Source organism: Streptomyces spirodelae (assembly GCF_017676385.1).
Classification (GTDB): domain Bacteria; phylum Actinomycetota; class Actinomycetes; order Streptomycetales; family Streptomycetaceae; genus Streptomyces; species Streptomyces spirodelae.
Genome location: NZ_JAFFZN010000004.1, coordinates 346,280 through 371,063, shown reverse-complemented (window position 1 = coordinate 371,063; position 24,784 = coordinate 346,280). Strand labels below are relative to the sequence as shown.

Genomic DNA, 24,784 nt, shown 5'->3' with positions numbered 1-24,784 from the left:
CTAAGCGCTCCCATTGTCACCCGAACACCGACACCCACCTCGCCGGACCGCCACTCGGCATTCAACAGGAGACACGCCCCAGCACTACCCGCCTCCTGGCCCGCCGCCTGATGGGGAGCGCAGCAGATGAGCTGACCCGCATAGCCATCAAGGCCACCTGCACAGGCACCCTGCTCCTACTCGCACTGTGGCTGGGACGCTACTGACACCCGGCACCCGGGTCGGCCAGTCCCCTGCACAGGGCCGGCCCACCCCCTTCCAGCCCGAGTCCCGCAACCCGGGGAATCGCAACCTCTTCCAGAGAGGTCGCCACCGATCTGGCCAAGATGAACGACCTCACCTAGAGCCGCTCACGTTCGAGGTCATCAACCCGTCCTTGAAGCGGGCCGCGTTCTTCGCGGAGGGGACTCCGACGGAGCAGTCGTAACCCGCCAGCGAGGCCGAGGGAGGCGCAGGCTTGCGGCACGTTCGGCGCACCGCTCTCCCGGCCCCCTTTGCCACCCGCCAGCGTGCTAGCCAGCCGCTGACAGCCGTCTGGTCCACACCGCCAATGCGGGGCTAGCGCGGCTCGTGGCGTCGCTGCCTCCTACCCTGCCAGGTCAGTGCGGCCGCGACGAGGACGGCGACGGTGAGCGCGGTCAGCGAGGCCGTCGCGGCGTCGTCTTGCTGTGCGATCACATCCGCCGCTTGGAGCGTCTTCGCGGCGCCGTGGACGGCGAAGCCGGCGGCGAAGCAGCCGAAGCCGAAGCCGGCGGCCTGTGCGAGCAAGGTGACAGCCCTGCCGACAGCCGTCGGCAGCAACTGGGCCAGGCTCGCGCACAGCAGCCCGCTGGCGAGGACGTCGAACACGGCAATGACTACCCGGCTGTCGTGCTCGACTCGTTCCCATGTGGGGCCGGCATCCGGGAGGCCCGGGACACCGAGTGCGGTGATCAGTGCCATGATGACCGCAATTGTCCGGTACTCCCAGCTTGTTGTGGGTATCGGCGCGGGAAGGCTCCTGGTGTCGTGCTGTACGTGGACCCGCGGCCGGATCCGGACCCGAGTGGGCTGCTCCCCACGGACGATGGCCAGCGCCTCGGCGACCGTCGGCCGCGCGTCCGGGTCCTTGTCCAACAGTCGGGTGATGAGCTGGGTGAGTCGCCCGGCCCGTTGTGGCACCGGGGCCTCCTCCAGCAATACCGCCGCCAGTGTTGCATCGCGGGTGGCGCGGCGAAATGGCGAGACTCCCTCGACGGCCTGGTAGAGCGTTGCTCCTAGGGAGAACAGATCACTGGCGGGGAGCCCGTCCGCGCCGCGCAGGCGCTCGGGGGCTGTGTACTCCGCCGAGCCGACGAGCATCCCCGTGGCGGTCAGCACGGTGTCCGTGTCGTGGACCGCGATGCCGAAATCGGTGAGCAGCGTCTTCCCGTCTCCGGCGAGCATGACGTTGCCCGGCTTGATGTCGCGGTGCACGACGCCTTCCTCATGTGCAGCGCCGATTGCCGTCAGCAGCGAGACGGCGACGTCGGCGGCCCTGTCCACCGACAGCGGGCCGATCTCCTCGATGTGCTCGCCCAGGGAGCGGCCGTCAATCAACTCCATGATGATCCAGGGCAGATCGTCCTCCACGAGCACGTCGTGGATCGTGACGATGCCCTCATGTCTGCGCAGCCGGGCAGCGTTGCGGGCCTCGCGTGTGGTACGCGCGAGTCGGTCCGCGTGGTCGGCCTCGGACATCCCCGGCACCAGTCGCAGTTCCTTGATCGCCACATCGACGTCCAGGGTCTCGTCGTGGGCGCGCCAGACTCGCCCGAACCCTCCAGCCCCCAGCTCGGCGGCAAGCCGGTAGCGCCCGCCGATCACGTCACCGGCTTGCCTCGTCGTCATGAACACCCGCCTGCTCTGCCGAGTACGCCAATTGGGTCAAGCCGGAGACTAGCTGTTGCGGGTCATGAGGTTGTAGACGCTGGGGCTGGTATGTGAGGCCAAGACTTTGCAGAGGGCTCCGGGGGTGCCCATCACTGGGCAAGACCCGGGTCAGCCTCCTCACAGACACCCGCTGGTCAGGCGTCCTGCTGCCTGCTGCCTGCTGCAGCCATGACTCATGCGGTGCGGCGCTGGTCATCCTCGCGGAGGGTCCGGCCGATCTGCACCTCGAAGCGACCGGGCTGGCGGACGGCGCGGGCCATTCCACCGCGTTCGGTGCCGGCCAGGCTGCCACGTCCAGGAGCAAAGCAGCCCCGTCCAACGGCCCGCCCACCAGGTCCCAGTAGGAGCGGCCAGGATGGGGGCATCCGTGTTGCCAATCCTGTGGCATCGGTTATCTCCTCTTCCCTGCAGAAGACGCTGCCCGCGCGAGCGGGGGTGGTCCGCAACACGCGCCCGGCTGGCGGACGTGCGTGCGGACACCGTCATGAATCCGGTACCAGGCCGCCGCCGACGCCGGAAACTCCACGCCCATGACCGCCTCAGCCGCCGTAATGTCGGCTGCAGTTGCCGCAGGACGCAGCAGCGCGGCAGAGGCCGGCGCGTACGCCCGAAGCCAGGTCCTCGACCCGGTCCCAAGCCGCAGTCAGCCGCTCTGCGGCATCAGCGTCGGAACTCGTATGCGGACCTTAAGGGCGCGGGTAGGAGCCGTGTATTCGACGTGACCAGCATCCGTATCCCGGGCAGGCCGCCCGGCTGGAAGTCGCACAGGCCTCGATCCGGACGGCTGCGGTCGGTCACCTCGACCGATTGCACGGTGACACCGTCGATCGAGGGGAACAGCAATTCGTCCAGCTGCGGCAGTACTTCGTTCACGACGAAGGACTGCCGACCACACCGCATTCCAGCCGGGCGACTTTCGGGCGACCTCAATCGACGTCACACGAAGATCAACAGTCATCTTGCGTACGGAACCACAAGAAATGAGCCAGAGCCGACACCTAGATACAGAGCCAGCGATACGGCCGCAGCTGCGGGTTCTCCTGGCTCGGCATCACCATGTCTTACTCCAAAGGTAGCCAATGCACCAGAGCGCACCAGCGGCCACGATCGCCTCCCCGGCGATCAGCCAAGCAGGCTGACGGCGAGGAGCGGGGGCAATTGCGGCCGAGGCGATGAGTCGTGCTCGCTGCATTACCGTCAGCTCGTGGATGTAGCGGGCAGCCATTACGGCGGCGGGAACGACAAAGAGGCGGAGAATTACAGACATATACCCCATGAGCCCCAAATCATACCCAACTACTTCCACAGGATAGATATCCAGTGCTTGCATCGATCGGTCGTAGATGGGCTCCAGGCCGATCTCATCCCATCTGAGCGTCCCCCAGAACACCGGCCAAGTCAGCAAGGTGGCGAGCCAGAAACCCCACCAGAGGTGAAGCCGGGCGCCCGGGGCCATTGCGCCGGGACGGGTAGGTGGGCTGGAGGCGTGCCAGATGTCGTTGGCGATCTGCTTGGGCAGGTAGAGGTTGCCGACTGGGATGAACCAGGCGAGGACGGCCGTGGAGGGGCGGTATCGCAGCCGTCCAGGGGCGAGGTGCTCGGCGATGGCGCGCGCCTGGGCGAACCAGATCAGCCAGCACACGATGAGACCGAGTCCGGAGACGACCTGAAGTGACCCCCATGTGGCGGCGGTGTTCGCGGTGCCCCAGCCCCGAAAGTTCTCGCTTCGGCCGATCATGATTACGGCGGCTGTGCCCACGGCCACGGCGGTGTACAGGGCGAGTGCTACGTACACAGCGATGGGGGAGGGCCCCGGCGCCCTTCTCCCGTTGCGTTCCTCTGCCAGCGTGCGCCGCGGCTGCTCGTCCTCGCGTGAGGGATGGGCCGGGCGCTGCGGCGTGTCGGGGACGGTGATTGGCGCGGTGACGGGGCTGGTCGGCTCAGTCACGGTCACCTGTGGCAGTGGGGGCGTCAGGGCCGGGGCGGCATCGGGTGTCGCCCGGGTGTGCGGGTCTTCGCGTTCGAGTAGTTGTGCCGCCTCCTGCCCCAGCCGGGCCAGGACGGCGGCCGGCAGCCACGGCCCGAGGGGGCGGTATCGCGTCTCTTCTCGGGCCCGGAGCGCGTCGAGGGTCGGCCGGGCGGCCGGGTCCTTGGCCAGACAGTCCCGGATGAGGGGAAGGAGTGGGTTCGGGACGCCGGTGAGGTCCGGTTCCTCGTGCACCACCCGGTACATGATGGCGTGCGCCTGTCCCCCGGGCGTCTCGAAGGCCAAGTTCCCGCAGGCGGCAAAGGCGAGCACAGCGCCCAACGAGAAGACGTCACTGGCCTGGGTGAGACGCTCGCCGCGGATCTGCTCGGGGGCCATGAACCCGGGCGTGCCCACGATCAGTCCGGTGGAGGTCAGTCCGCCGCGGGTCGGGTCGTCCAGCGCGCGCACGATGCCGAAGTCGATCACCTTCGGTCCGTCGATGGTGATCATGATGTTCGAGGGCTTCAGATCACGGTGGGCGAGCCCGGCAGCGTGGATGTCGGCCAGGGCCTCACACAGTCCGGATGCCAGGCCGCGCACCGCCCTTTCCGGTAGCGGGCCGTGCCGGTTCACCACATCGGTGAGGGTGGGCCCGGGAATGTAGGCGGTGGCGACCCAGGGCCGCTCAGCGTGCGGGTCGGCGTCCAGCACGGCGGCCGTCCACTCCCCGCCGACCTGCTGGGCCACGGTGATCTCGTTGGCGAACCGGGTCCGGAAGTCCGGGACTGCCGCCAGCTCGGCGCGAATCGACTTCACGGCCACCATCCGCCCCCTCGACGACCGGGCGAGGTACACCACGCCCATCCCGCCCTCTCCGAGCCGACCGAGCAACCGGTAGCTCGCAATCCGTTCCGGATCGTGATCCCGCAGCGCCAGCACAGCAGCACAGCCTCCTTCGCCACCGGCGCCACACGGCGCGCGAGCAACAAGTCAGGCTAGTGGAGGCGGCCCACGGGTGCCGGTGGTTTCACAGAGCAGCTCCAACCCGCCAGATGTTCGGCCGCGCGGGGCCGAACTCCCTCGCAAGCGAGTCCCATTGGCCTGACCGAACGTCACCGCTCCACACGGGGTGGACCAGAGCCGGGTCTCAGCGACAAAGCCACCGGTGTCCGGTGCAGCGGCGGTGGTGTTCTCGCCGGGGGCGGGCAAGTGCCGGGCGTGGAAGGAGCGAGCCCCGTTCCGGCGGACGGTGTCGGCTCCGCCGCCCTGCTGCCAGGTGTGGAGCTGCTCGGCCAGCAGCACGTAGTCCGTAGTCCGGAGCAATGTCCTCGCGGCGCAGCAGGAAGACGATGTCCCGCAGCCGCGGGGCCAGAGCGGTCACGTTGGGTGCGGTGCCCGCACGGACGCCTCCGTAGTCCCTGGCGGGGGACCGTGACGGGTCACCACTTCTCCGTGGAGTCGGCGCTCCGGACCGGGCCTGCCCCACAGCGCCGAGCAGCCGCGAACCGAGCGGAACGGGCCCACGATCCCGGCTCCGGGCCCGCAGCGGCGCTCCGCACCGGCCCAGGAAGAGCCCCCGGTGCTATCCGATCACCGCCCCCGACCAGCTCCACGCCGAGCTCGCGCAGCCGCGCGACATCGCCGACCTGGTGCTCACACAGTCACTCGAACCGGACGAGGACCGTTCGCAGCCGCAGCAGCTGCGCCTGGCGCCACAACTTCTGGGCGCTGGGCGTGCGCGGGCACAGGGCGACGTCGCCGGCGTGGATCTGGTCGTGGGCTGCCCAGGCAGAACTTGCGGAGCATCCTCCGGGTATGTGACGCGCTTGATTGCGCGGCTCGGACGGGGAGTTTCCCAGGATCCGGTCGGACGGGTGGATCAGCGCAGCCCGGCGAAGAGATCGTTCTCGGGCACGGCTGCGCCCGTGGCGTCCTTGACACGTACGAACGTCTCCATGCCCATCAACTCACCGAACCGCTCCTTGCCCATCTTGAGGAAGAAAATGTTCTCGCCCTGACTGGCGTGCGCAGCCAGCGCGTCGAACTTCTGACCGCTGAATGCGGTGGTGTCCACCCACGTGGTGATCTCGTCGTCGGGGAGACCGATCTCAGCCAGCGCGGCGGCCTCGGCAGGATCCGGCTCCGGCATGTCCTCACCGAACTCGCGCATGATCTCGCCGAACCGCTGCATCCCCGAGCGGGGCATCGTCGTCCAGTACACCTTCGGTGCCAGATCGGTCATCTCCAGCGCCGCCATCGTGATGCGGTGCGCCTGGATGTGATCGGGGTGGCCATAGAAGCCGTTCTCGTCATAGGTGACGACCACATCAGGCCGGTAATGCCGCATGAGTTCCACGAGTCGGGCGGCACCTTCCGCCACAGGGGTCTGCCAGAACGATCCGGGGGCGTCGTTGCTCGGCCAGCCCATCATTCCGGAGTCGGCGTAGTCCAGCATCTCCAGATCGCTGATCTTCAGGGCGTCACAGCTCGCCTTGAGTTCTTGACGGCGCATCAACGCGACGGCTGCCGGATCGTGCCCCGGATCGCCCGGCTTGACACCCCCCGGTCCGTCACCGCAACCACCGTCGGTACACGTCACGAGAACCGTGCGGATGCCCTCCGCCGCGTACCGCGCGAGGACCCCTCCGGTTCCGGTGGCCTCGTCGTCGGGGTGGGCGTGCACTGCCATGAGCGTCAAGGGCCGGTCAATCATCAAGCAGTCCTCCTGGACAAATACACATACGTTCTGGTCCGAGTGTGCGCGGGCGTACCGCGATCCCGGGGTCCGGATTCCGGCAAGCGGACAACCTTGTGGTCTCCATGTCCCCCGCCCGTGCGGCGCCGGTGCCTCGGCAGATGCAACAGCACCGACCGGACCTGCTGTTCCCGGCGCGGCCGGTTGGCCCTCCCAGACGTCGGCGTTTCACATGGCGTCGCCCTGCAGCGCACGGGCCCGCTCTACCCGGAGAGCCACGTTCGGCGGCGTGTTCTCGGGGTCGCCAGCCGGCGCGCCCCCACGGGCCCGGCCGCCCGATGATCACCGCAAACCGCAGGGTTCAGAGCGAGTCTCCGAGTGTGTCCGCGAGCCGCTGCCGTACCGCGCGCGAGGCCGGGAGCATGGAAACGGCGACCGCGCCCACCACGGCGGCGGCCAGGACAAGCAGCGCCGCGAGCGGCGGCTGCTGGGCGACACCGGCGCCGATACCGCTGGACCGGCCCTGCAAGTCGATCAGCCGCGGCGATATGAGGGTGCCGACCGCTGTTTCGACGAGAGCGTCGGCCAGGGCGGTGAAGCCGGTCCCGGCCACGATCACCGCCATGATCTGCCGTGGCGTCAGTCCGATGGCTCTGAGGGCGAGCAGATCCCGGCGGCGGTCCCATACGCCCGCGATCGTCGTCGACAGCTCGGCCAGCGCGATCAGTGCCAGCACGGTGGTCAGCCCGCCCAGCGCTCCGTGCACGGCGGACAGTTCGCGTACCGGGTTGGGGATCTCCCGTACGTCCGCCCCGCCCTTCAATTGCCGAGGAGAGCCCGGCGGCGACGGCAGCGGGGTCGGAATCCTCGTCCAGCACGAGGTGATAGAAGCCGGAGCGCGGGGCGATGCCGCCCTCGCTCAGTGTGTCGAGCGTCGTCGAGATCACCCGGCCGTAGTCCTCCGGCTCGATGCTGCGCCCGACTATATGCAGCTCCTAAGGGTTGCCGCCGACCGTGACCCGCACCCAGTCGCCGACCACGTCCAGCAGATCGAGCAGTCCCTGACCAGCGACCGCCTCGTGGGACCTGTAGGGGGCCGCGTCCGTCAGCGACGGTGAGGGGGTAGGGATCCCGGGGCATACCGAGGCCGCGGAGCGTGATCGTGTCCGTCTGGCCGGGCACCAGCGCCTTGGTCTCGGCCCCTGAGTAGGCCGCGCTCACCTCCGGCCGACCGTCTGCGGGCGCGCCGTGGCGAGGCGCTGTTTCCTGGTCCTCGCCACTGCCGGGATTCGTGGAACGCCCTCACCAACCCCGGTAGTCTGTCCTTGGACGGCTACTCGGCCCTGCTGGACAACTCGGGCATCGTCGATGCCTTCTGGAACACGGTGCTGATCTCGGTGCCCATCACGGTGACCGTCGTGGTGGTCGCGGCCCTGGCCGGATACGCCTTCGCCTGGCTGGAGTTCCCCGGCCGCGACTGGATCTTCGTGATCGTGGCGGGCATGCTCGTGGTGCCCATCCAGGTCGGCCTGCTGCCGGTGGCCACGATGTTCGGCGCGGGCGGGCTCTTCGGCGCGATTCCCGGAGTGGTCCTCTTCCACGTCGCGTACGGGCTGCCGTTCGCCGTCTTCCTGCTGCGGAACCACTTCGCGGAAATCCCCCGCGAAAGGTTGGAGGCCGCTCGGATGGACGGTCGGCAGCGAGTGGCGGATCTTCCTCCGGCTGGTCCTCCCGCTGGGACGACCGGCGATCGCATCCCTGGCGAGCTTCCAGTTCCTGTGGGTGTGGAACGACATGCTGGTGGCCCTGATCTTCGCCGACAGCCAGTCGCAGCCATTGACTGTGGCCCTGCGATCGGAGATGCGACAGTTCGGCAACAGCATCGCCGTACTGGCACCCGGAGCCTTCCTCTCCCTGACCCTGCCAGTGGCGATCTTCTTCGCCTTCCAGCGGCACTTCGTTCCAGGCGTGATGGCGGGTCGGTGAAATGACGTGGAGATGCTTGCAGAGGAAGGTGCTCTGCAGGCGAGGTGACCTCTCCGGGCGAACAGCAGAGCGATGAGGCGGGGCGCCACCCCCATACGGTGGCGCCCCGCTCCGGCGACGTAACAGTCATTGCGCCGCTGCCGGTTGGCGCCTGACCAGTCGACAGAGTCATGCCTTGCGGGCGTGGCAGCCGTCCTGCAGTGCCTTTCGCTCGCCGGGCGCCGGCGGGGGCACGCTCGTCTGCCTCAGCCTGCTGTCGCTCGGCTTCGCTGTCGGCCAACTGCGCTGCTACCACCTCCTACGGGGGACGGCGCTGCCCATCGCGCTGCTGTAGGCCGGGGCCTATTCGGAGCGGCACCGGGGTACCACCGTGATCACGTCCTCGGTGCTGTGAGGGCCCTGTCGGTTGTGCTCAACCGGTGCGGGCGCGGCTGAGGGGCGGACGAGAGGCCCCGCGGTACAAACCCGCAGGGCCTCACATGGGACGCGTCGGGCGGTTTCCGCCCTACCGGATGGACTTGATCAGCTCTCCGTCCCGGGTATCACCGCTCAACTCCCACAGGAACGTGCCGCCCAGCTTCTGCTTCTTGGCCCAGTCGGCCTTTCCTCCGATGGTCTGTGGAGTGTCGTAGCTCCACCACTCGTTGCCGCAGTGTGCATAGGCGGTACCGCCGACCGTGCCGTTGGCAGGGCAGCGGGTCTTGAGGACCTTGTAGTCCTCGATGCCCTGCTCGTATTTGCCCGGAGCCGGTCCGGTCGCCGTTCCGCCGGGTTCCTTCTGCGTCACACCCGTCCAGCCACGGCCGTAGAAGCCGAGCCCCATCAGGATCTTCTCAGGAGGGACTCCGTTCCATATGAGCGCCGCGATGGACGATTTGGTGTCGAACAGTTTCTTGGGGATCCCGTCGTAGTCTTCCAGCGGTGAGTGCGGCGCTGTCGGTCCCTGCTTGTCGAAAGCGCCGAAGTAGTCGTACGTCATCGGCAGGTACCAGTCGACATACTGTGCGGCCGACTTGTAGTAGTCGGAGGCATCCATCTTGCCGCCCTTGGTGGCGTCGGCGGAGATGGCCGCTGTCACCAGCTTGTCGCCGAACTTGCCACGCAGCGCCTTCATCACCTTCGTGAAGGCGTTCCGGCCGCTGGTGTCGCAGCTGAGGCCGCAGGCGTTCGGGTACTCCCAGTCGATGTCGATGCCGTCGAAGAGCCCCTTCCAGCGGGGGTCGTTGAGCAGGTTGTAGCAGGACTCGGCGAAAGCCTCGGGATTCTTGGCGGCCTCACCGAAGCCGCCGGACCAGGTCCAGCCGCCGAACGACCAGAGCACCTTCAGGTCCGGGTGCTTCTGCTTGAGCTTGAGCAGCTGGTTGAAGTTGCCGCGCAGCGGCTGGTCCCAGGTGTCGGCCTTGCCGTCGACGCTCTGCGCTGCGGTGTAGGTCTTCTCGTAGTCGGCGTAGCTGTCGCCGACGGTGCACTTGCCGCCCTGGACGTTGCCGAAGGCGTAGTTGATGTGGGTGAGTTTGTCGGCAGAGCCCGAGGTCTCGATGTTCTTGACGTGGTAATTGCGCTGGTAGACACCCCAGTTGGTGAAATACCCAACCGTCTTGTCCGTGGCCGACGATCTCGCGGCCGAGGCCAGTTCCGGCCGGTCGCTGCTGCCGCCGGATGTGTTGACCGTGAGCAGGGCCGCGGCCACGGCTGCCGCGCACAACGCGCTTACGACAGCGAACAGGCCGCGACGGCGTTGGCCGCTGGAGGGGTCGAGATCCTGTCTTCTGTCCGATCCGAGCATGGTCACCTCGCGGGTAGGGTGCTGGGGGTGCCTGTCGTCCGTCCTGGGAACCCTGGAGGGCGTGATCAGTCCGTCGATCGTTCGGACCGATAGCAGCTGTCGGCACCGTCCCCAGCAACGGCCGCGGTCACCGTTCGGTTCAGTCCGCCGCCTCGGAGTGGCCCGTACGGCGGTGACGGGCGGCGCCCGATCGGCCGCGGCTCAGGCACGACTCGACTCACCCTCAGTCGCTACCGCTCTTCTCCGACTCTGCCCAGCTGTCGGCCACCGGCCGTGGGCCCCCTGGCCGATGTCGTGGCGACCCGCCGGTGACCGACCTCGGCCCGTCGTTGCGGCAGGTGGTCGACGCTGGTGCGGCCGGTGACGGTCACGGGAGGCGCCACCGATGAGCCGCCTCGCCGGGCATCCCCTCACCGGGTGGTCGGGGCCAGCGGTGAGGTTCGCCCGAACGGCGCGGCGAGCCCGCCCGGTAGCCCCGGTCAAGGGAGCGGGGTGGCAGTACGGCTGCCTGTGACACGAAGCAGCTCCAGTTTCCCCGCATCGATGCTTCCACTCGCTGCCGAGTAGGTGACTGGCTTTGTTCGCGAGTTGTGAAGTCGGTTGTTGACGGGTTTGGGAGGCGTCCTGGTCCACGGTCGGGTAATGTTCACGAGTTTGGGAGGCACCTGGGTGCTTGCCGGGGCAGCATCGAGATGCTCCCGGTGAAACGTCCTGGTCACGCCGCCGATGTCGAAGGTCGAGCTGTATGCGGCGATCCGGCGTGACCACCGTGGCGGCATGTCGATGCGGCAGCTGGAGCGTACGCACTGTGTGACGTGGCGGACGGTGCGGAAGGCGTTGGACGCGGCCTGGCCGGAGCCGCGGAAGAAGCTCCCACCCCGGGAGACCTCCTTGGACCCGTTCAAGCCGGTGATCGACGCGATCTTGCGGGCGGATCTGGACGCTCCGCGCAAGCAGCGGCACACCGTCACCCGGATCTTCCACCGGCTGATCGAGGAGCACGCTGCAGATGTCTCCTACGGCATGGTCCGCCGCTACGTCGCCGTCCGGAAGCCACAGATCCTGGTCGAATCGGGGGAGGCGCCGCTGGAGGCGTTCATCCCGCAGACCCACCCGCCGGGCATGGAGGCCGAGGTCGACTTCGGCGACGTGACGGTGCGGCTGGCCGGCGAGCTGGTCATCTGCTACCTCTTCTCCCTCCGGCTGTCGTATTCCGGCAAGGCCGTCCACCGAGTGTTCGCCTCCTGCGGTCAGGAAGCCTTCTTCGAAGGACACGTGCACGCGCTGCGGACACTGGGCGGCGTCCCCCGCAGCAAGGTGCGCTACGACAACCTCAAAGCGGCCGTCGCCCAGGTGCTGGGGCTGAAGCGGGCCCGGGTGGAATCGGATCGCTGGATCGCCTTCAAGTCACACTTGGGCATCGAAAGCTTCTACTGCCGGCCCGGCATCGAGGGCGCCCACGAGAAGGGCGGGGTCGAGGGCCAGATCGGCTACTTCCGCCGCAACCATTTCGTCCCCGTCCCCGAGGTCGACTCGCTCGCCGAGCTGAACGAGCTGGTCGAGCAGTGGGACCGGCAAGACGACGCCCGCCGCATCGACGCCCGGCCCACGACCGTGGGCGAGTACTTCGTGGACGAGCGACCGTTGCTGATGCCGCTGCCCGAAGAGCCCTTCGAGACGTGCCGGATCTTCACCCCGCGGGTCGACCGCTACAGCCAGATCCCGGTATGGGCCAACCGCTACTCGGTCCCCGTCCGCCTAATCGGCCGACGAGTACGTGTAGTCCTCCACGCCTCTCACCTGGTGGTCTACGACCAAAACGTCGAAGTGGCCCGACACGAACGGCTCATCGCCAAAGGCGGCTGCCACCTGGAGCTGGACCACTACCTCGAAGCCCTGGTCCGCAAACCCGGCGCGTTCCCCGCGACCGCGCTGGAGCAAGCCCGCTCAGCGGGAAGATTTACCCCGATACACGACGCCTGGTGGGCCCAGGCCCGCAAGGTCCACGGCGAGCGAGACGGCACCCGAGCCCTGATCGAGGTGCTGCTGCTGGGCCGCCACCTGCCCCACGAACACATCGTCGCGGGCCTGGCCGCCGCACTGCGTGCCGACGCACTGACCGCGGACGCCGTCGCACTGGAAGCCCGCGAAGCCGCCCAGGCAGAGAACGAACCCGCCACGACACCCCCGATGCACACCCACGCAGGCCAGCCGGCGGCGACCGTGACCTCCCTGCATGAGTGGCGCCTGGCGCATCTTCCCCCGGACACCAGGCCCCTGCCCTCGGTGACCGCCTACGACCAGTTGCTTCACCATCGCCGCACCAGCGGCGATGACCACCGTGAGGGAGAAGCCCAGTGACCCTGCCCCGCCAGCGAGGCTTGACCGAGCAGGCCGCCGACGCCGCCATCGACACCCCTGCCGCATGCTGCGGCTACCCTCGATCCGCGGCGTGTTCTCCGAGATCGCCGACCAGGCGGTCAAAGACCGGATGACCTATCGCGGGTTCCTCGCCGAACTCCTGATGGCCGAGTGCGACGACCGCGACCGACGCCGCTCGGAACGGCAGATCAAGGCCGCCAACTTCCCCAGAGAGAAGTCCCTGCGCGCCTTCAACTTCGACGCCGACCCCAACATCGACCCGGCCACCGTCCACACCCTCGCCAGTTGCGACTGGATCAAGAAGGGCCAGCCCCTCTGCCTGATCGGTGACTCCGGCACCGGCAAGTCTCACATGCTCATCGCGCTGGGCACCGAAGCCGCCATGAAGGGCTACCGGGTGCGCTACACCCTCGCCACGAAACTGGTGAACGAGCTGGTCGAGGCCGCCGACGAGAAGCAGCTGAACAAGACCATCGCCCGCTACGGCCGCGTCGACCTGCTCTGCATCGACTGACTCGGCTACACGGAACTCGACGGCCACGGCGTCGAATTCCTCTTCCAGGTCCTGACCGAACGCGAGGAGAAGAACAGCGTCGCCACCGCCTCCAACGAGTCCTTCGGCGGCTGGACCAAGACCTTCACCGACCCCCGACTCTGCGCGGCCATCGTCGACCGCCTCGCCTTCAACGGCACCATCATCGAAACAGGCACCGACTCCTACCGCCTCGCCACCACCCGCGCACGAACATCGGAGGCCAACGTCAGTTGACTACCTCATTCGGCCCACGAGCACGGAGACCGTGACGTCCTCCGTGAAGTTCTCGTCCGGCGGAAGCGACTGACGAATCCGCTCCGCGAACGCCGGCCGAGCGTCCGGCCCGGGCAGCTCATCGGCGGGGATCGCCGAGTAGACCCCGCCGATGAGCTGGTCGAAGCTCAGCTCATCGCTGTATGTGATCACGCTCTCGTGCACACCCTCGAAGCCGGCGGCCTCCAGTGCCTGCGCATAGCGGTCCCGGTCGGATGCGCCGGTGCCGCAGGACGCCTTCAGCTTCGTGCCGAAATAGCCTTCCAGGCAGGTCCGTAGCACTCGTGACCACTCGGTGTCCTGCAGCCACAGTGGCGTTCCGTTGGCGATCACCGCGATGCCTCCTCCAGGACGGATTAGCGGGAACAGCGCACGGAAGAGCTCCTGATGGTCCATCCAGTGGAGTGCCTGTCCCATGACCGCCATCGCCAGCGACCGCTGGCCCATCAGCTCGCTGAGCACAGGGACGTCGCTATCGGCACCGAGGACCCATGTCGCATTGTGCACATCGCAGCTCGCGGCTGTGTCCCTGGCAAACCGGAGCATGTCCGGCTCCGGGTCCATGCCGATGACTGAGCCGACCCGCGAGGTGAGCGGGATGGCCAGCTGGCCGGTCCCGCACCCGAGGTCGAGCACGATGTCGTCCGTGGTCAGTGAGAAGGCCGTCTGCAGCGCGTCGAGAGCTTGAGGCGGGTAGCCACGCCGGAACTTCGCGTAGTACTCGGCAACGTCGCCACTGAATCCCACAGTCATGGGTCCACCCTGACGAAGCGCGGGCTCCGGCGACAGCGCCCCGACGCACAGATCGCTACCGGCTGAAACCGGACCGGAGCGTGGCGGCGCCGACACAGCCACCGTCTGCAAGCTTGAGGCGCCGTCAAAACTCATCGACATCTCAGCGTTTTCAAGATCGGGAAGTGCCGCCCAAACCCATCAACAAGTGCTGTCCATAGACATCAACGAAGCCAAGGTGACCGTGCGCAGGTCTGCGCCGGGGAGGATGAGGACGTCGCAGTCGAGCAGGGTGTCGCCGATCTGCGGATGCCGGATCGTCTTGCGGTCCGTCGTGTGCTGGGCGGCGGCCGTCTGTGTGGCCCAGTGACGGGCGAAGGCATCGGAGACTTTCCGCAGTTCCTGCACGAGACGACCGAGCCAGGCGTCCCTGGGATGGCGGGAAACGGCGTCCTTGAGGTCGGCGACGATCGACTCCGCGAAGGCGTCCGGTCCTCGCTCGGATTGGACAGGAAGCATCGAGGCATGCGCGGCGCCGTTGCCGAAAGGTGCGCGGGCGAGGTTCCGTTCGGCGGTCGGGATGGTGACCGGGTCGTCGTGCAGGGCGCTCCACGTGGTGTTCCACCACACCAGGGTCCAGTCGGCGGTGAACACCCAGATCGGTATGTCGCCCAGGCGCGCGGCGAGCCGTTGAATGCCTCGGGGCACATGGCTGCTGGCCTTCCCTCCTGGGGTGGAAGGAGCTCGGCGCTTCGGTACACCTGGTCGCGCTCTGTGCGGGAGAGCTGAAGGGCCCGGGCGAGGGCGCCGACGACCTGGGCCGAGGAGTTTGTCGCGCGTCCTTGTTCCAGGCGCAGGACGTAGTCGACGGAGAGTTCAGCTGTGCGAGCTCCTTCCGGCGCAGTCCCGGGACACGGCGGCCGTCGGCCATCGTGAAGCCGGCGTCGGCTCCTAAGCTTCCGCCCCACCACCTGATCACGACGGAAGACAGGTTGCCGAGTCGGCGGTAGCAGATCAGGGTGGCCGCGATCTGGGCGGGGGCGAGCAAGTTCTCGGTCTTACGTTCAGAGCGGCGATGGATGCGGCAAAGCGTCCTGCCGAGGAGGGGCTGCCCCTCGTACGAAGCGCCCCTGCACCACGACTGGGCCCGGGCGGCTCGGCTGGAACGCACAGGCGCAGGCCGCGGCCTCTCATTCTGCGGGGCGTCGGCTATCCCCCGGAATGTATGCTGCGGCCCTGTTCCATCTCCTGGCCCGGGGGAAGGGAGCGGCCTGCCCCTTCCCCCGGGAGCGGGTTTCAGGCGGAGTAGAAGTGCCAGCCCTGGCGCTGCGAGGGGTGGCCGCCCCACATCCGCTTGAGGTCGATGTAGGTGTCGCCCTCACCGCGGGCGGTCAGGGCCAGATCCTCGTCGCGGTAGGAGACGATGCCGTAGTCGGGGTCCTGGGGGTCGGTGCCGCGGACAGCCTCCAGGAGCCACCACTGATCCTTGTTCCGGGTGGAACAGTCGCGAAGGTAGACGATGCTGTTCTCACCGTTCTCATTGGTGGCGCAGGCCCCGGCGGAGCTCTTCAGCTGGTACACCGGCCGCCCGTTGGAGGTGGCGACCCGGTCGAAGCGCCAGGTGGTCTTCCATCCGGAGGGAGCGGTGCTGGGATAGACCTGAAGGTAGGTGCCCGGGTTTCCCTTGGTGTCGTCCGGGAGCATGTAGTTGCCGGTCACTTGGCTGACTGCGGTGAACTCGCCCGTGGGCACCGCCCGCTGGGACGAGTCGGCGGACGCGGGCGCGGCGGCGAAGACGGTGCTGGCGAGGGCGGTCACGGCGACGGCTGTCAGCGTCCTGCGAACGATGCGAGCGATCATGTCGACTCCATAACGTAGTAGCACCGGCACTGTGTGTTGACGGCAATGACATTAGGGCCGTCGCACCGTGCGAGGGAGAGGGTCTGAGCGGTGCAGCCGGGCGTTCGAAGTGATCACGCCATGGATCACGCCGCCCGCAGCGCGTCAGGACCGCCTGGGAGCCTGCGCGGGCCGTAGAAAGTCGGCAGATTCCATTCGCTCACAGGACCCCCGCACAGGGCCGCGTAGGTACGGGTTGCCCGTGGAGACGAGCCAGCGCACGGGCGTAGTAGCCGGCGTCGTGGTGCTGCCCGAAGTGCGCTTCGACGCTGGAGCGGAACAACCGGAACACCGGAGGGGTGAGCCGTGCTTCGGCGTGCGGTGGGTGCAGCCGGGTGATGAGCGCGGAGAGCAGGATTTCTCGGGCAGCTCCGTCCGGGAGCCACTGGGTGGGGCGGATGCTTCGAGAAGGAGCTGGCTGCGCACCGTGTCGGCGAAGGGCCAGTCGGCGTCGGGGGTGCTCCAGTGCGCGGCCGGGTCAGGGGAGGCGACGAGTTCTCGGCTGGCGTGGGTGACCGGCGCGGTCGGCACGAACAGCACGAGGTGCCCTGCCACCTCTGCGATGTCGTCCCACCGGTGCACGGCACCGGGTGCACCGAGGACCGGTCTTGGAGCGGGTGGCGGCGGAAATCGACGAGGACTGAGCCGGGTCCGGCGTCGGTGACGGCAAGGAAGTGGAAGTCGGCGCGCTGCGTGCCGCCGCCGTCGTTCAGCTCGCGCAGGATGTTCACGGCGATGCAGCGGGACCTCGACTTCCGCGACTTCGTCACCTTCGAGGAACTGCGGCAGTGGTGCATGCAGATGACAGGTGGCTCGATGGCCATGTTCTACCGGGTGACGGGTGCCGCGGCCGAACCCGTGGATGGGTCACCGACCCGGCAAGCGGGTGCCCCGGAGTTCCTCTTCCAAGAGGAGTCCGTGGCCGGGTAGCTCATGGTGCGGTACCAGCTGGCCAGCACGAGGAGCTCGAGCACTTCAGTGAAGATCCGGCTGGACCTCGGTCAGTCGATGCCTTCGACGATGCGGAAGTCGCGCTCGACGCCGTCGGAGAGGGCGACCAGCGCCTCCTGGTAGGCAGCACTCTCGCGTGCCGCGACCGCCCGCTCGAAGCTGTCGAACTCGACCAGGACGGTACGCTCGGCGATTCCGGCGTCGTACGCCACGACCCGACCGCCACGGACGAGGGTCCGGCCGCCCCAGGGCTGGACGGCCAGGCGGGCCAGCTTGTTGTAAGCAGCCAGCTTCGCAGGGTCTGAAATGGTGCGATAGACGCTGACCCAGTAGCCCTTGGGCATGGAACCTCCAGTGTTGGGATGAGTGGATCTGGCTGAGATCAGTGCGCGGAGATCGGCTCGGTGCCAGGCTCAAGGGGTAGGCGGAGCACCCTGACGGCGAACGAAATGGCGTGATACCAACCGCAGACCAAGACCAGATCGAGTGCGGCATCTTCATTGGCGACAGCGACCAGGTTCGCCCAGGTGTCGTCGGACAGGTCGGAGGTCGCATGGAGCTCGTCGACCGCTTCGAGCACGGCACGATCGGTGGTGTGCCAGCAGTCGTCCGTCGGCCTTCCATCCGCGAGGGACGCGAGTTGCGCCGCGTCGAGTCCCGCCTTCTCGGCGAAGCCCGCGACGTGCACGGCCCACTCGTAGTCGGCGCCAAGCAGCGCGGTGGTCCGGTCGATGACCAGCTCGCGCTGGCGCAGAGTGAGAGCGGAGCGCCGAGAGAGGTAGTAGCTTCCCCAGCCCGCGATGGAGCGGGCGAGCTCGGGCCGCCGGGCCCACACCCGGAACAGCTGGATGGGTGAATGCCCCAGGAGCTCAAGGGCCTCGCCGGCTCCCTCGTCATAGGGCGGCGAGAGAGGTTCGATGCGCGGCTGCTTCGATTTCAGAGGCATAGCGGGACGTTAACATTGGCGCTTTGGAAAGGAAAGCAGATGACACGACCAACACCACTCCCGGGCCGCCGGGTTCGCGGCTCGCATACGGGGCGCCCGATCATGGCGCTCCTGGACCTCTTGGGTCGACGCTGGGCGCTGCGGGTCCTGTGGGAGCTACGGGACGGCTCATCCCCGACCTTCCGCCAGCTCCAGCAACGATGCGGCGGCGTCTCGTCAAGCGTCCTTGCAGACAGGCTTCGTGAGCTGGGGCAGGCCGACCTCGTCGAAAACACCGGCGAGGGGTACCTGCTCACTGAACAGGGCAGGACCCTTCAAGAATCTCTCGCCCCGCTCGATGACTGGGCCTCCGGTTGGCGGCCCAAGGCGGCAGCAGACTGACGGCCGTGACGGCAGGACGGGCACAGTCTCTCCAGTGGTCACAGAGCGTCGCGACTCCATGTTCATCGGGACCGGTGCGCACCTTGCTGCCCAGGCTCCCCACTCCGGATATTTGCGCGAGCTCTTACGGGTTGGTCTCGGACGAGCGTCGGCGGGCCAGAGCGAGGCTTGTCAGCGTCGTGATCGCCATGGCGCCGATACCGACCAGCGCCGCAGTGGTGTAGGCGCTGTCGTCGGGGAAGAGGTGGCCGGGGCCGGTGCCCACGGCGAGGATCAGGCCGCCGATGGCGCTGCCCAGGGAGTACCCGACGCTGCGGACGACGTAGTTGAAGCTCATGGCGCTCGACGTCTCGCTTTTGGGGGTGACGGCCAGGATGACGCCGGGCATCGCGGCCGAGAAGCCGCCGACGCCGAAGCCGAGCACGCCCATCGCCGCGAACAGTTCGGCCAGGTTTGACCGGGCCGCCGCGAACAGGGCGAACCCGCCGCCGACCACGACGGCGCTGCCGGCCAGGAGCAGGGGGTCGGCGATCCGCGTCCGGACCCGCGGCGTGAGCTTGCCGGCGACGAACCCCAGCACCGAGAACGGGATGAGGACCAGCCCGGCGACGAAGGTCGTCAGCCCGAAGCCGTAGCCGGAGCCGTCCGGCGTCTGCGCGTACCGGGTGATGAGCGTGAGCAGGAGGTACATGCCGATCCCGCCGACGAACATGGCGAGGTTCGCCCCGGCGACCGCCGGGTGCCGTACCGCCCGCACATCGACCAGGGGCGTCGTGCTGCGCAGCTCGATGACGGCCCAGACGCAGAGCAGCACCACCGCCAAGACGGCGATGCCCGCCGCCACGGCGAGGTGCCGGCTCCACAGGTTCCGTTCACCGGCGAGGAACAGCACCAGGAGCAGCGCAGCGGCCAGGACGACCGCGCCTGCCACGTCCACGTGGCCGGAGCGGCCTTCGGGCGCTTCGGGCACGGAGCGCCATGCGGTCAGAAGGGCGGCGGCGGTGACGACCAGGCCGAGGCCGTAGGCGGCCCGCAGGCCGCCGAGCTCGGCGAGCAGTGCGGCCAGCGGGTAGCCGACGCCGGCCCCGATGATCGAGACCACCGAGATCAAAGCGATCACGGCCGCGCTGCGCTCCTCGGGGAGGTGGTCCCGGGCCACGCCCATCATCAGCGCCGTCAGCCCGAGCCCGATGCCCTGGGCCGCCCGGCCGGCCAGCAGCCACGCGAACGGCAGCGGCAGCACGGTGAGCGCGCTGCCGGCGACGACGACCGCCAGCGTGGCGAGTATCGTGACCCGCCGGTGCGGACCGGCTCCGAGCCGCCCCAGGATCGGCGTGGCGACGGCGCCGCTGAGCAGCGCGACGGTCAGCGTCCACTGCGCGCTGCCGAGCGAGACGTGGAACGAGGTCGCCACGCTGGTGACCAGTGGCGCCCCGAGGCTGCCGACCGCCGCCACGACCAGAGCGATGAACATCAGGGCAGGGACCAGCAGCCGCGCCTCGGAACGTGCCACCGGGAACGCCTTCACCGCGACCCCGCCGGCCGGCTGCCCGGTCACTGCTCCGGCCCTTCGCGGTCCTGGCTTTCGAGCTCTGCCAGATGCTGCAGCGCCGGAAGGGCCGCCACCAGCGCCTCGACCTCGTCGCCGGTGAGCTCACCGATCAACCGCTCGAACGCGTGGACGCCCGCCTGGCGCCTCTTCCGGACATAGGAGGCACCGGCCTCGGTCAGGCACACCAGCGTGATCCGCTTGTCGGACGCGTCCCCCCGTCGCTCGACCAGGCCGGACTCCTCCATCACCCGGACCAGGGCAGTCATCGCGGGCTGGGTGACGCCCTCGACCGCGGCCAGGTCGGTGATGCGCCGCGGGCCGGTCCGGGCCAGGGTCGCCAGGGTGGCGGCGGACGTCAGGCTCATGTCCCTGGGCAGGCGTCTCGCGGCCCTGGTGGCCAGGCCGTAGAGGGCTGCCCCGATAGCGGCGGACGCGCCAGGAGCGGTGTCTTGACGACTCATGGTCAAAGCATAACAGTTTTATATTCACAGTTTATATAAACGGTCGACTGGCGCGGGCGGCCTCGACCGCTGGGAGCCGGTTACGCCGCAGTGCGCTGCCGCATCCACTTCAAGTACGTCCTCGGCCTGAAGCTGGTGACCGAGACAGTCCACGCCGTCGTGGAGGCCATGACCCACCACGCGCCGGACGTGCTGGACGAGTTGGTTTCCGCCGAGTGGGCGGAGCATCGTTCGGAGTTACGCGAGCAGCAGCGGCTCCAACAGCGAGGAGGCGACCGTGCGCATAGCGAGGTCGATGTTCTGGTCCTTGACCCAACGGCCACCGGCCATGCCGCGGTGGATGCGGTAGTCGATGGTCGTGGCGTTCTTGATGTACATCTCATAGCGCCAGCCGTTGGCATAAACGTATTCGAACCGATGGCCGATGATGCTGGTGGCCTTTTCGCCTGTCGTATCGGCAGCAGATCAGCAGGTCGAGTGACAGGCGAGATCAAACGTCAAGCTCGGTCCCGGTGCCCTGCGCGAACGAGTTGGACAGCGTTTCACTCATCTGGGCTTTCCTGTTCGTCAGGTTCGGGGTCGTCGGTGTCGGGGGTGTAGCGCAGCAGGTCGCCTGGCTGGCAGTCGAGGGCATCGCACAGGGCTTCGAGGGTGGTGAAGCGGATGGCTTTGGCACGGCCGTTCTTGAGCACGGCGAGGTTGGCGGGAGTGATGCCTACGCGGGCGGCGAGACGGCCGACGGTGAGTTTGCGTTTGGCCATCATGACGTTGATGTCGATGACGATCGGCATCAGATCACCTGGTCGAGTTCACTGCGCATGCGGGTGGCTTCGTCGTCGCGGTTTATGGCCTGGTCCAGCAGGGCGCGCAGCAGGAGCATGACCAGAGCGCCGGTAGCGGAGGCCAGGACGGCCCCGTAGGGGTAGAGGGTGAAGCCGAGGGGGAGGGTGTGGTCGCTGCTGAGACGGACGGCGAGGATGGCCAGAAGGAGGGTCATCCCGGCGAGTGCGCGGATAGTGGTGGTGAGGTAGGGAAGAGATGCCGGGGTGAATGCCTTGCCGTTTTGGGCGAGGGTGGTCAGACGCCAGATGCAGACCATGACGGCCTGCAGCAGGATGAGGGCGGGGATGGCGCAGAGGGCGACCTCGCCGCCACGGTCTTGTATGACTTCGTCGACGAAGCTGTCGTTCGTCACGGCAGTTCCGTCACGGGAGACGGCGATGTCGCCTTGGACGGGTTGCGTGTTGGCGATGAACAACATCATCAGTTGGACGCCGAGGGTGAGGGCGAACGCTACGACGAGGGCGGCGCGCAGGGAGCGCGCGAGTAGGTGCGTCACCGATACTCCTTAGTCTATCGACTTACGATCGAAGCCTATCGAAAATCGATAGCCTTGTACTTGGTAGGGGGTGTACTTATGCCTCTCGTCAAGCAAGGTGTGGGGTTCTGGGCTGGTAGAAGGTGCCGTCGCGGAGCACGGCGAACAGCACGCTGATGCGGTTGCAGTGGTGGGCGAGGCAGGGAGGGCCTGAGACCGTGTCCACGTGGTGAGGCGTTGTCGAGCTGGGCATGGGGCGGGGTACGGGGAGTTGGATCGTTCCGGACGGGCTGTGGGAGATCGCGAAGCCGCTGCTCCCTCCTCGAAGGTGCGACCGCAGGGCGGCGGAAGGAAGGACACGCCTGACGAGGCGGTGTTCGCCGCGATCACCTACGTCCTGGTCAGCGGCTGCGCCTGGCTTGCGTTACCACCGTGCTCGGCATTTCGAAGTCATCGCCGGTTCCTCATCTGGCCGCGGGCCGGAGTATGGGATCGGCTGCACGAGGAGAGCCTGCGCCGCCTGGATGACGCCGACCTGACCGACGTCTCCCGCATCGCCCTCGACTCCGCCCACATGAGGGTGAAAAAGGGGCGAACACACAGGCCCGAGCCCCGTGGACCGGGGCAAGCCGTGCAGGCGTCCGTGTCGACGTCGATCAGCTCCCAGCCAAGAGTCACGGCAGCGGGCGGCGGTGGGAGCCGCCCGGCTTGCACGTCCCAGAACACACCCTTCTTTTCTTCCCGTTCAGCCATGTTGCTCGCCCTGAACTCGATGCGGCCAGGCTCTCGCCGGTCCCGGCCAGGACGCGTCCTCGCCGACGACCAAGGGGCGCTGTGATGCCGGCGTTCCGGGGGCGACGTCCTGCGATCGGTTGGAGAAGACAGGGCTCCCCACATGCGCCGGGAAAGTCGCACCCGGGGAACCGGCCACGACCGCTACCCGCGCCGGTCACACTCCCATCGACGAAAGATGACCACCGAATGGTGAACCGCCGAGGCCCCGGCGCCGTCGATGCCGGGGCGACGTCGGGCACGAAGGGATGAGGCACAGACGCCGGGAGTGCGCCTACCGGCAACAGCGGCGAACCGCGTCTCTTTGGTGGGCTGGTCAGTTGATCGAAGGTGTGCTGGCCACCGCCGACGCGGATGAGACGACGCGGAGTGGACGGTCTCAGTGGGCTCCACTGTCTGCCGGGCACATGTCGATCAAGGCCAGGAGGGGCGGTGAGGCCCCAAGGCCCCAACCCGCCCTCGCCGTCCGGGACTTGCGTCCGGTGCTGGCCGTAAATCTCCTCCCGTTCGGGGAAGCGGAAGGCAAAGGGACACAGTGGGTGCCGCCGCCGATGCCGCGAGGGTAGCAGGGCGCGCCCTCTATGGGGGACGACGATGCGTCGGTTGCTGGCATGCGTCGCGCTAACAGCCACAGCGGCGAGCGGGTTTCTTCTGGCGGGCGCCGGTGCCGCCCAGGCATGGCCGCAAGGCTGCTCGACCCAGGCGTTTTCATGGTATGACCAGGCGTACTGCACGACCGGTACCGGTGCCTTCCGTGTCAAAGTGACATGCCTGACGGTTTTTGGGAGCACACAGACGCATTACGGCCCTTGGGCGGCGCCGGGGCGTGACGTCAGCCAGGCCAGCTGTACTTTCTCCGACGATCGCGTCACCAACGTCGCGGTGGAAAAGCGCAACCCCTGACCGCTCCGCCGGTCTCGACCATCAGTCAACTCCCCTGCGTTAGGTCTGAGGGCACGGCGGGTGTCTCCATCGTCAGATGATGTGGAGACTCACGAAAGCCTCGTCCGGTCGCTGGGGGGGCGACAGGACACGCGCCGCAAGGGAAAAATCTAAAGGGTGTTGCAGAAGGCCGTGAACAGGCGGCCTTCGGTGGTCGGATGGCCTGTGTGTTCACGCGGCAAGGGCGAGGTTGTGCATGCGGGCGACGGCCTGGACGGCGTGGTGGAGGCCGTCGCCGTGCTGTCGACAGTCGCGGAGGATCTTGTAGTTCTTCATGCGGGAGAAGGTGTGCTCGACGCGGACGCGGACCTTGCGATGCTGCGCGTTCTCCTCCTTTTCGCCCTTCAGCAGGGGGCGTCCGGGGCGTTTGCGGTGCGGGACGATCACCTGCCCCGGCATCCGACGGGGTCCGCCTCGTCGGCTCCGGTGCCGCAATGATCCCAGTTGGGCTGGATCGTGTTCATGGCATCGATCTCAGCAGGCGTGCGCTGCTTCGGTCGTGTCTTTGAGGAGATCGATGACACCCCGGAATCGGTCCCAGCCTCTGCCTCAACTGCTGTAGCTCAGCGTTTCCTCGCTACTCCCGCACAGCGGCGGAACTCAAACGGCTGCCCAGACAGCGCGCGCTCGTTCCCCTGGAGACCTGCCCGCCTCCCTTAGTCTGTCATCAAATGATCGTTTGACGACAGGCGGGCGACGCGTCCAATGACCCCGTGCAATCCGGAGTCCAGGGTGGCGCGAATCCAAACCTCACCGCCCACCACCCGCGCACCGGCGAGTTGCTGTCCACCGTGAAGTTCATGGTGCAGACCCTCGCCGCCGCCGGCGAACTCCAACGCGACCTCCAGCGCGAGCTCACCTGCCTGAAGCTGATCGGCCGCCTTCTCACCGACCCGAGCCTGCCTCTGCGACTCCGGGTGGCTGGGAGCATCGTCCTGCTTTACGCCCAGCCGCTCAGCCGCGTCGTCCGCCTCACCCTCGACGAAGTCGCCCACACCGATCAGCAGACCCTCTCCCGGCTCGGCGAGCCGCCGTCCCCCGTTCCCGAACCGCTCGCGGAACTCCTTGGCAGCGCACCTGAACGACATCGGCACCCCCACCACCGCCGGTCGCACCTCCGCGATCCGGCAGCACGTGCTGGAAATGGTCGCCCCGGTCGTCGCGGAGGCTCTGAGCTATCACCGGGTCACCACGGCCAAGCTGGCCTCCGAAGCCGGAGGCTGCTGGAGCCGATACGCCTCTGGGGACCACTGGCGGTCACCACCAGGTTGGA

Annotated in this window: 19 protein-coding genes and 8 pseudogenes; 9 read left to right on the top strand and 18 right to left on the bottom strand. The window is 67.9% G+C overall.

Annotation, left to right across the window (positions count from 1 at the left end; all coding sequences use genetic code 11):
- Positions 1-206 (top strand): annotated as a pseudogene (locus tag JW592_RS07550) (hypothetical protein); the annotation flags it as partial.
- A gap of 352 nt (positions 207-558) precedes the next feature.
- On the opposite strand, the gene JW592_RS07545 reads toward JW592_RS07550, so the two are convergent.
- From JW592_RS07545 to JW592_RS32635, 5 genes are all read right to left on the bottom strand, one after another.
- Positions 559-1,869, bottom strand: coding sequence for a serine/threonine-protein kinase (locus tag JW592_RS07545; protein WP_209264111.1), 1,311 nt, complete (start codon positions 1,867-1,869; stop codon positions 559-561).
- Between the two features lie 702 nt (positions 1,870-2,571).
- On the bottom strand, positions 2,572-2,784 hold the full coding sequence (locus JW592_RS07540; RefSeq protein ID WP_209264110.1) for a hypothetical protein: 213 nt from the start codon (positions 2,782-2,784) through the stop codon (positions 2,572-2,574).
- 178 nt (positions 2,785-2,962) lie between these two features.
- On the bottom strand, positions 2,963-4,819 hold the full coding sequence (locus JW592_RS07535) for a protein kinase domain-containing protein (protein WP_209264109.1): 1,857 nt from the start codon (positions 4,817-4,819) through the stop codon (positions 2,963-2,965).
- Between the two features lie 940 nt (positions 4,820-5,759).
- Positions 5,760-6,593: a PIG-L family deacetylase gene (locus JW592_RS07530; protein ID WP_209264108.1), complete on the bottom strand. Its 834-nt coding sequence runs from the start codon at positions 6,591-6,593 to the stop codon at positions 5,760-5,762.
- A 343-nt stretch (positions 6,594-6,936) separates the two neighbouring features.
- Positions 6,937-7,398 carry an FtsX-like permease family protein gene (locus tag JW592_RS32635; RefSeq protein ID WP_229375301.1) on the bottom strand — a complete coding sequence of 154 codons (462 nt, stop codon included), beginning with the start codon at positions 7,396-7,398 and terminating at the stop codon, positions 6,937-6,939.
- Between the two features lie 487 nt (positions 7,399-7,885).
- On the opposite strand from JW592_RS32635, the pseudogene JW592_RS07520 reads away from it, so the two are divergent.
- Both JW592_RS07520 and JW592_RS07515 read left to right on the top strand, forming a co-directional pair.
- Positions 7,886-8,561: pseudogene (locus tag JW592_RS07520) on the top strand (carbohydrate ABC transporter permease); the annotation flags it as partial.
- A gap of 175 nt (positions 8,562-8,736) precedes the next feature.
- Positions 8,737-8,895, top strand: coding sequence for a hypothetical protein (locus tag JW592_RS07515; RefSeq protein ID WP_209264107.1), 159 nt, complete (start codon positions 8,737-8,739; stop codon positions 8,893-8,895).
- A gap of 171 nt (positions 8,896-9,066) precedes the next feature.
- Here the strand turns inward: JW592_RS07515 and JW592_RS07510 are convergent, their stop codons facing one another.
- A complete protein-coding gene (locus JW592_RS07510; RefSeq protein WP_209264106.1) occupies positions 9,067-10,347 on the bottom strand; it encodes a glycoside hydrolase family 18 protein in 1,281 nt (426 codons plus the stop codon).
- Positions 10,348-11,073: 726 nt separating this feature from the next.
- Here JW592_RS07510 and istA point away from each other — a divergent pair.
- Together istA and istB are read left to right on the top strand one after the other, a co-directional pair.
- Entirely contained in the window at positions 11,074-12,708 is a 1,635-nt protein-coding gene (gene istA, locus JW592_RS07505; protein ID WP_209264105.1) for an IS21 family transposase, read from the top strand.
- A pseudogene (gene istB, locus JW592_RS07500) lies at positions 12,705-13,498 on the top strand (IS21-like element helper ATPase IstB). The gene istA and the pseudogene istB overlap by 4 nt, the downstream one beginning before the upstream one ends.
- Here the strand turns inward: istB and JW592_RS07495 are convergent.
- The 4 genes and pseudogenes from JW592_RS07495 to JW592_RS32620 form a co-directional block, all read right to left on the bottom strand.
- Positions 13,499-14,290, bottom strand: a complete 792-nt coding sequence (locus JW592_RS07495) for a class I SAM-dependent methyltransferase (RefSeq protein ID WP_209264104.1) — start codon at positions 14,288-14,290, stop codon at positions 13,499-13,501.
- Positions 14,291-14,470: 180 nt separating this feature from the next.
- The gene (locus JW592_RS32630) at positions 14,471-14,923 is read right to left on the bottom strand and encodes an MmyB family transcriptional regulator (protein ID WP_307805318.1); all 453 of its coding nucleotides are present in this window, start codon (positions 14,921-14,923) and stop codon (positions 14,471-14,473) included.
- Positions 14,924-15,565: 642 nt separating this feature from the next.
- Positions 15,566-16,129 (bottom strand): RICIN domain-containing protein, encoded by a 564-nt coding sequence (locus tag JW592_RS07485; protein ID WP_209264103.1) that lies wholly within the window; start codon positions 16,127-16,129, stop codon positions 15,566-15,568.
- A 253-nt stretch (positions 16,130-16,382) separates the two neighbouring features.
- A pseudogene (locus JW592_RS32620) lies at positions 16,383-16,938 on the bottom strand (helix-turn-helix domain-containing protein); the annotation flags it as partial.
- On the opposite strand from JW592_RS32620, the gene JW592_RS32615 reads away from it, so the two are divergent.
- Positions 16,829-17,098 carry a squalene/phytoene synthase family protein gene (locus JW592_RS32615; RefSeq protein WP_229375370.1) on the top strand — a complete coding sequence of 90 codons (270 nt, stop codon included), beginning with the start codon at positions 16,829-16,831 and terminating at the stop codon, positions 17,096-17,098. The pseudogene JW592_RS32620 and the gene JW592_RS32615 sit on opposite strands and share 110 nt — an antisense overlap.
- A gap of 71 nt (positions 17,099-17,169) precedes the next feature.
- Here the strand turns inward: JW592_RS32615 and JW592_RS07475 are convergent, their stop codons facing one another.
- Positions 17,170-17,463: a DUF1330 domain-containing protein gene (locus tag JW592_RS07475; protein ID WP_209264102.1), complete on the bottom strand. Its 294-nt coding sequence runs from the start codon at positions 17,461-17,463 to the stop codon at positions 17,170-17,172.
- Positions 17,464-17,501: 38 nt separating this feature from the next.
- Complete coding sequence (locus tag JW592_RS07470; RefSeq protein ID WP_209264101.1) at positions 17,502-18,065, bottom strand: carboxymuconolactone decarboxylase family protein; 564 nt, start codon at positions 18,063-18,065, stop codon at positions 17,502-17,504.
- Here JW592_RS07470 and JW592_RS07465 point away from each other — a divergent pair.
- Entirely contained in the window at positions 17,976-18,446 is a 471-nt protein-coding gene (locus tag JW592_RS07465) for a winged helix-turn-helix transcriptional regulator (RefSeq protein WP_307805317.1), read from the top strand. The genes JW592_RS07470 and JW592_RS07465 overlap by 90 nt on opposite strands.
- A 124-nt stretch (positions 18,447-18,570) precedes the next feature.
- On the opposite strand, the gene JW592_RS07460 is transcribed toward JW592_RS07465, so the two are convergent.
- The 5 genes and pseudogenes from JW592_RS07460 to JW592_RS32605 form a co-directional block, all read right to left on the bottom strand.
- Positions 18,571-20,004 carry an MFS transporter gene (locus tag JW592_RS07460; RefSeq protein WP_209264099.1) on the bottom strand — a complete coding sequence of 478 codons (1,434 nt, stop codon included), beginning with the start codon at positions 20,002-20,004 and terminating at the stop codon, positions 18,571-18,573.
- A complete protein-coding gene (locus JW592_RS07455) occupies positions 20,001-20,363 on the bottom strand; it encodes a MarR family winged helix-turn-helix transcriptional regulator (RefSeq protein ID WP_209264141.1) in 363 nt (120 codons plus the stop codon). Before JW592_RS07455 ends, JW592_RS07460 begins: the two co-directional genes overlap by 4 nt.
- A gap of 384 nt (positions 20,364-20,747) precedes the next feature.
- Positions 20,748-20,888: pseudogene (locus tag JW592_RS32610) on the bottom strand (phenolic acid decarboxylase); the annotation flags it as partial.
- A gap of 113 nt (positions 20,889-21,001) precedes the next feature.
- On the bottom strand, positions 21,002-21,250 hold the full coding sequence (locus tag JW592_RS07445) for a helix-turn-helix domain-containing protein (RefSeq protein WP_209264098.1): 249 nt from the start codon (positions 21,248-21,250) through the stop codon (positions 21,002-21,004).
- On the bottom strand, positions 21,250-21,798 hold the full coding sequence (locus JW592_RS32605; RefSeq protein WP_209264097.1) for a DUF2975 domain-containing protein: 549 nt from the start codon (positions 21,796-21,798) through the stop codon (positions 21,250-21,252). Before JW592_RS32605 ends, JW592_RS07445 begins: the two co-directional genes overlap by 1 nt.
- Positions 21,799-22,028: 230 nt before the next feature.
- On the opposite strand from JW592_RS32605, the pseudogene JW592_RS07435 reads away from it, so the two are divergent.
- Positions 22,029-22,409, top strand: a pseudogene (locus JW592_RS07435) (transposase); the annotation flags it as partial.
- A 1,273-nt stretch (positions 22,410-23,682) separates the two neighbouring features.
- Here the strand turns inward: JW592_RS07435 and JW592_RS07430 are convergent.
- Positions 23,683-23,898 (bottom strand): annotated as a pseudogene (locus tag JW592_RS07430) (transposase family protein); the annotation flags it as partial.
- A gap of 359 nt (positions 23,899-24,257) precedes the next feature.
- On the opposite strand from JW592_RS07430, the pseudogene JW592_RS32600 reads away from it, so the two are divergent.
- Positions 24,258-24,371 (top strand): annotated as a pseudogene (locus JW592_RS32600) (recombinase family protein); the annotation flags it as partial.
- Positions 24,372-24,784 lie beyond the last annotated feature (413 nt).

Bases quoted from the DNA above. Each gene is read 5' to 3' on its own strand.
- JW592_RS07545 (WP_209264111.1), bottom strand. From the start codon at position 1,869: ATGACGACGAGGCAAGCCGGTGACGTGATCGGCGGGCGCTACCGGCTT.
- JW592_RS07530 (WP_209264108.1), bottom strand. From the start codon at position 6,593: ATGATTGACCGGCCCTTGACGCTCATGGCAGTGCACGCCCACCCCGAC.
- JW592_RS07510 (WP_209264106.1), bottom strand. From the start codon at position 10,347: ATGCTCGGATCGGACAGAAGACAGGATCTCGACCCCTCCAGCGGCCAA.
- istA (WP_209264105.1), top strand. From the start codon at position 11,074: ATGTCGAAGGTCGAGCTGTATGCGGCGATCCGGCGTGACCACCGTGGC.
- JW592_RS07495 (WP_209264104.1), bottom strand. From the start codon at position 14,290: ATGACTGTGGGATTCAGTGGCGACGTTGCCGAGTACTACGCGAAGTTC.
- JW592_RS07485 (WP_209264103.1), bottom strand. From the start codon at position 16,129: ATGATCGCTCGCATCGTTCGCAGGACGCTGACAGCCGTCGCCGTGACC.
- JW592_RS07475 (WP_209264102.1), bottom strand. From the start codon at position 17,463: ATGCCCAAGGGCTACTGGGTCAGCGTCTATCGCACCATTTCAGACCCT.
- JW592_RS07465 (WP_307805317.1), top strand. From the start codon at position 17,976: ATGCCCCAGGAGCTCAAGGGCCTCGCCGGCTCCCTCGTCATAGGGCGG.
- JW592_RS07470 (WP_209264101.1), bottom strand. From the start codon at position 18,065: ATGCCTCTGAAATCGAAGCAGCCGCGCATCGAACCTCTCTCGCCGCCC.
- JW592_RS07455 (WP_209264141.1), bottom strand. From the start codon at position 20,363: ATGAGCCTGACGTCCGCCGCCACCCTGGCGACCCTGGCCCGGACCGGC.
- JW592_RS07445 (WP_209264098.1), bottom strand. From the start codon at position 21,250: ATGCCGATCGTCATCGACATCAACGTCATGATGGCCAAACGCAAACTC.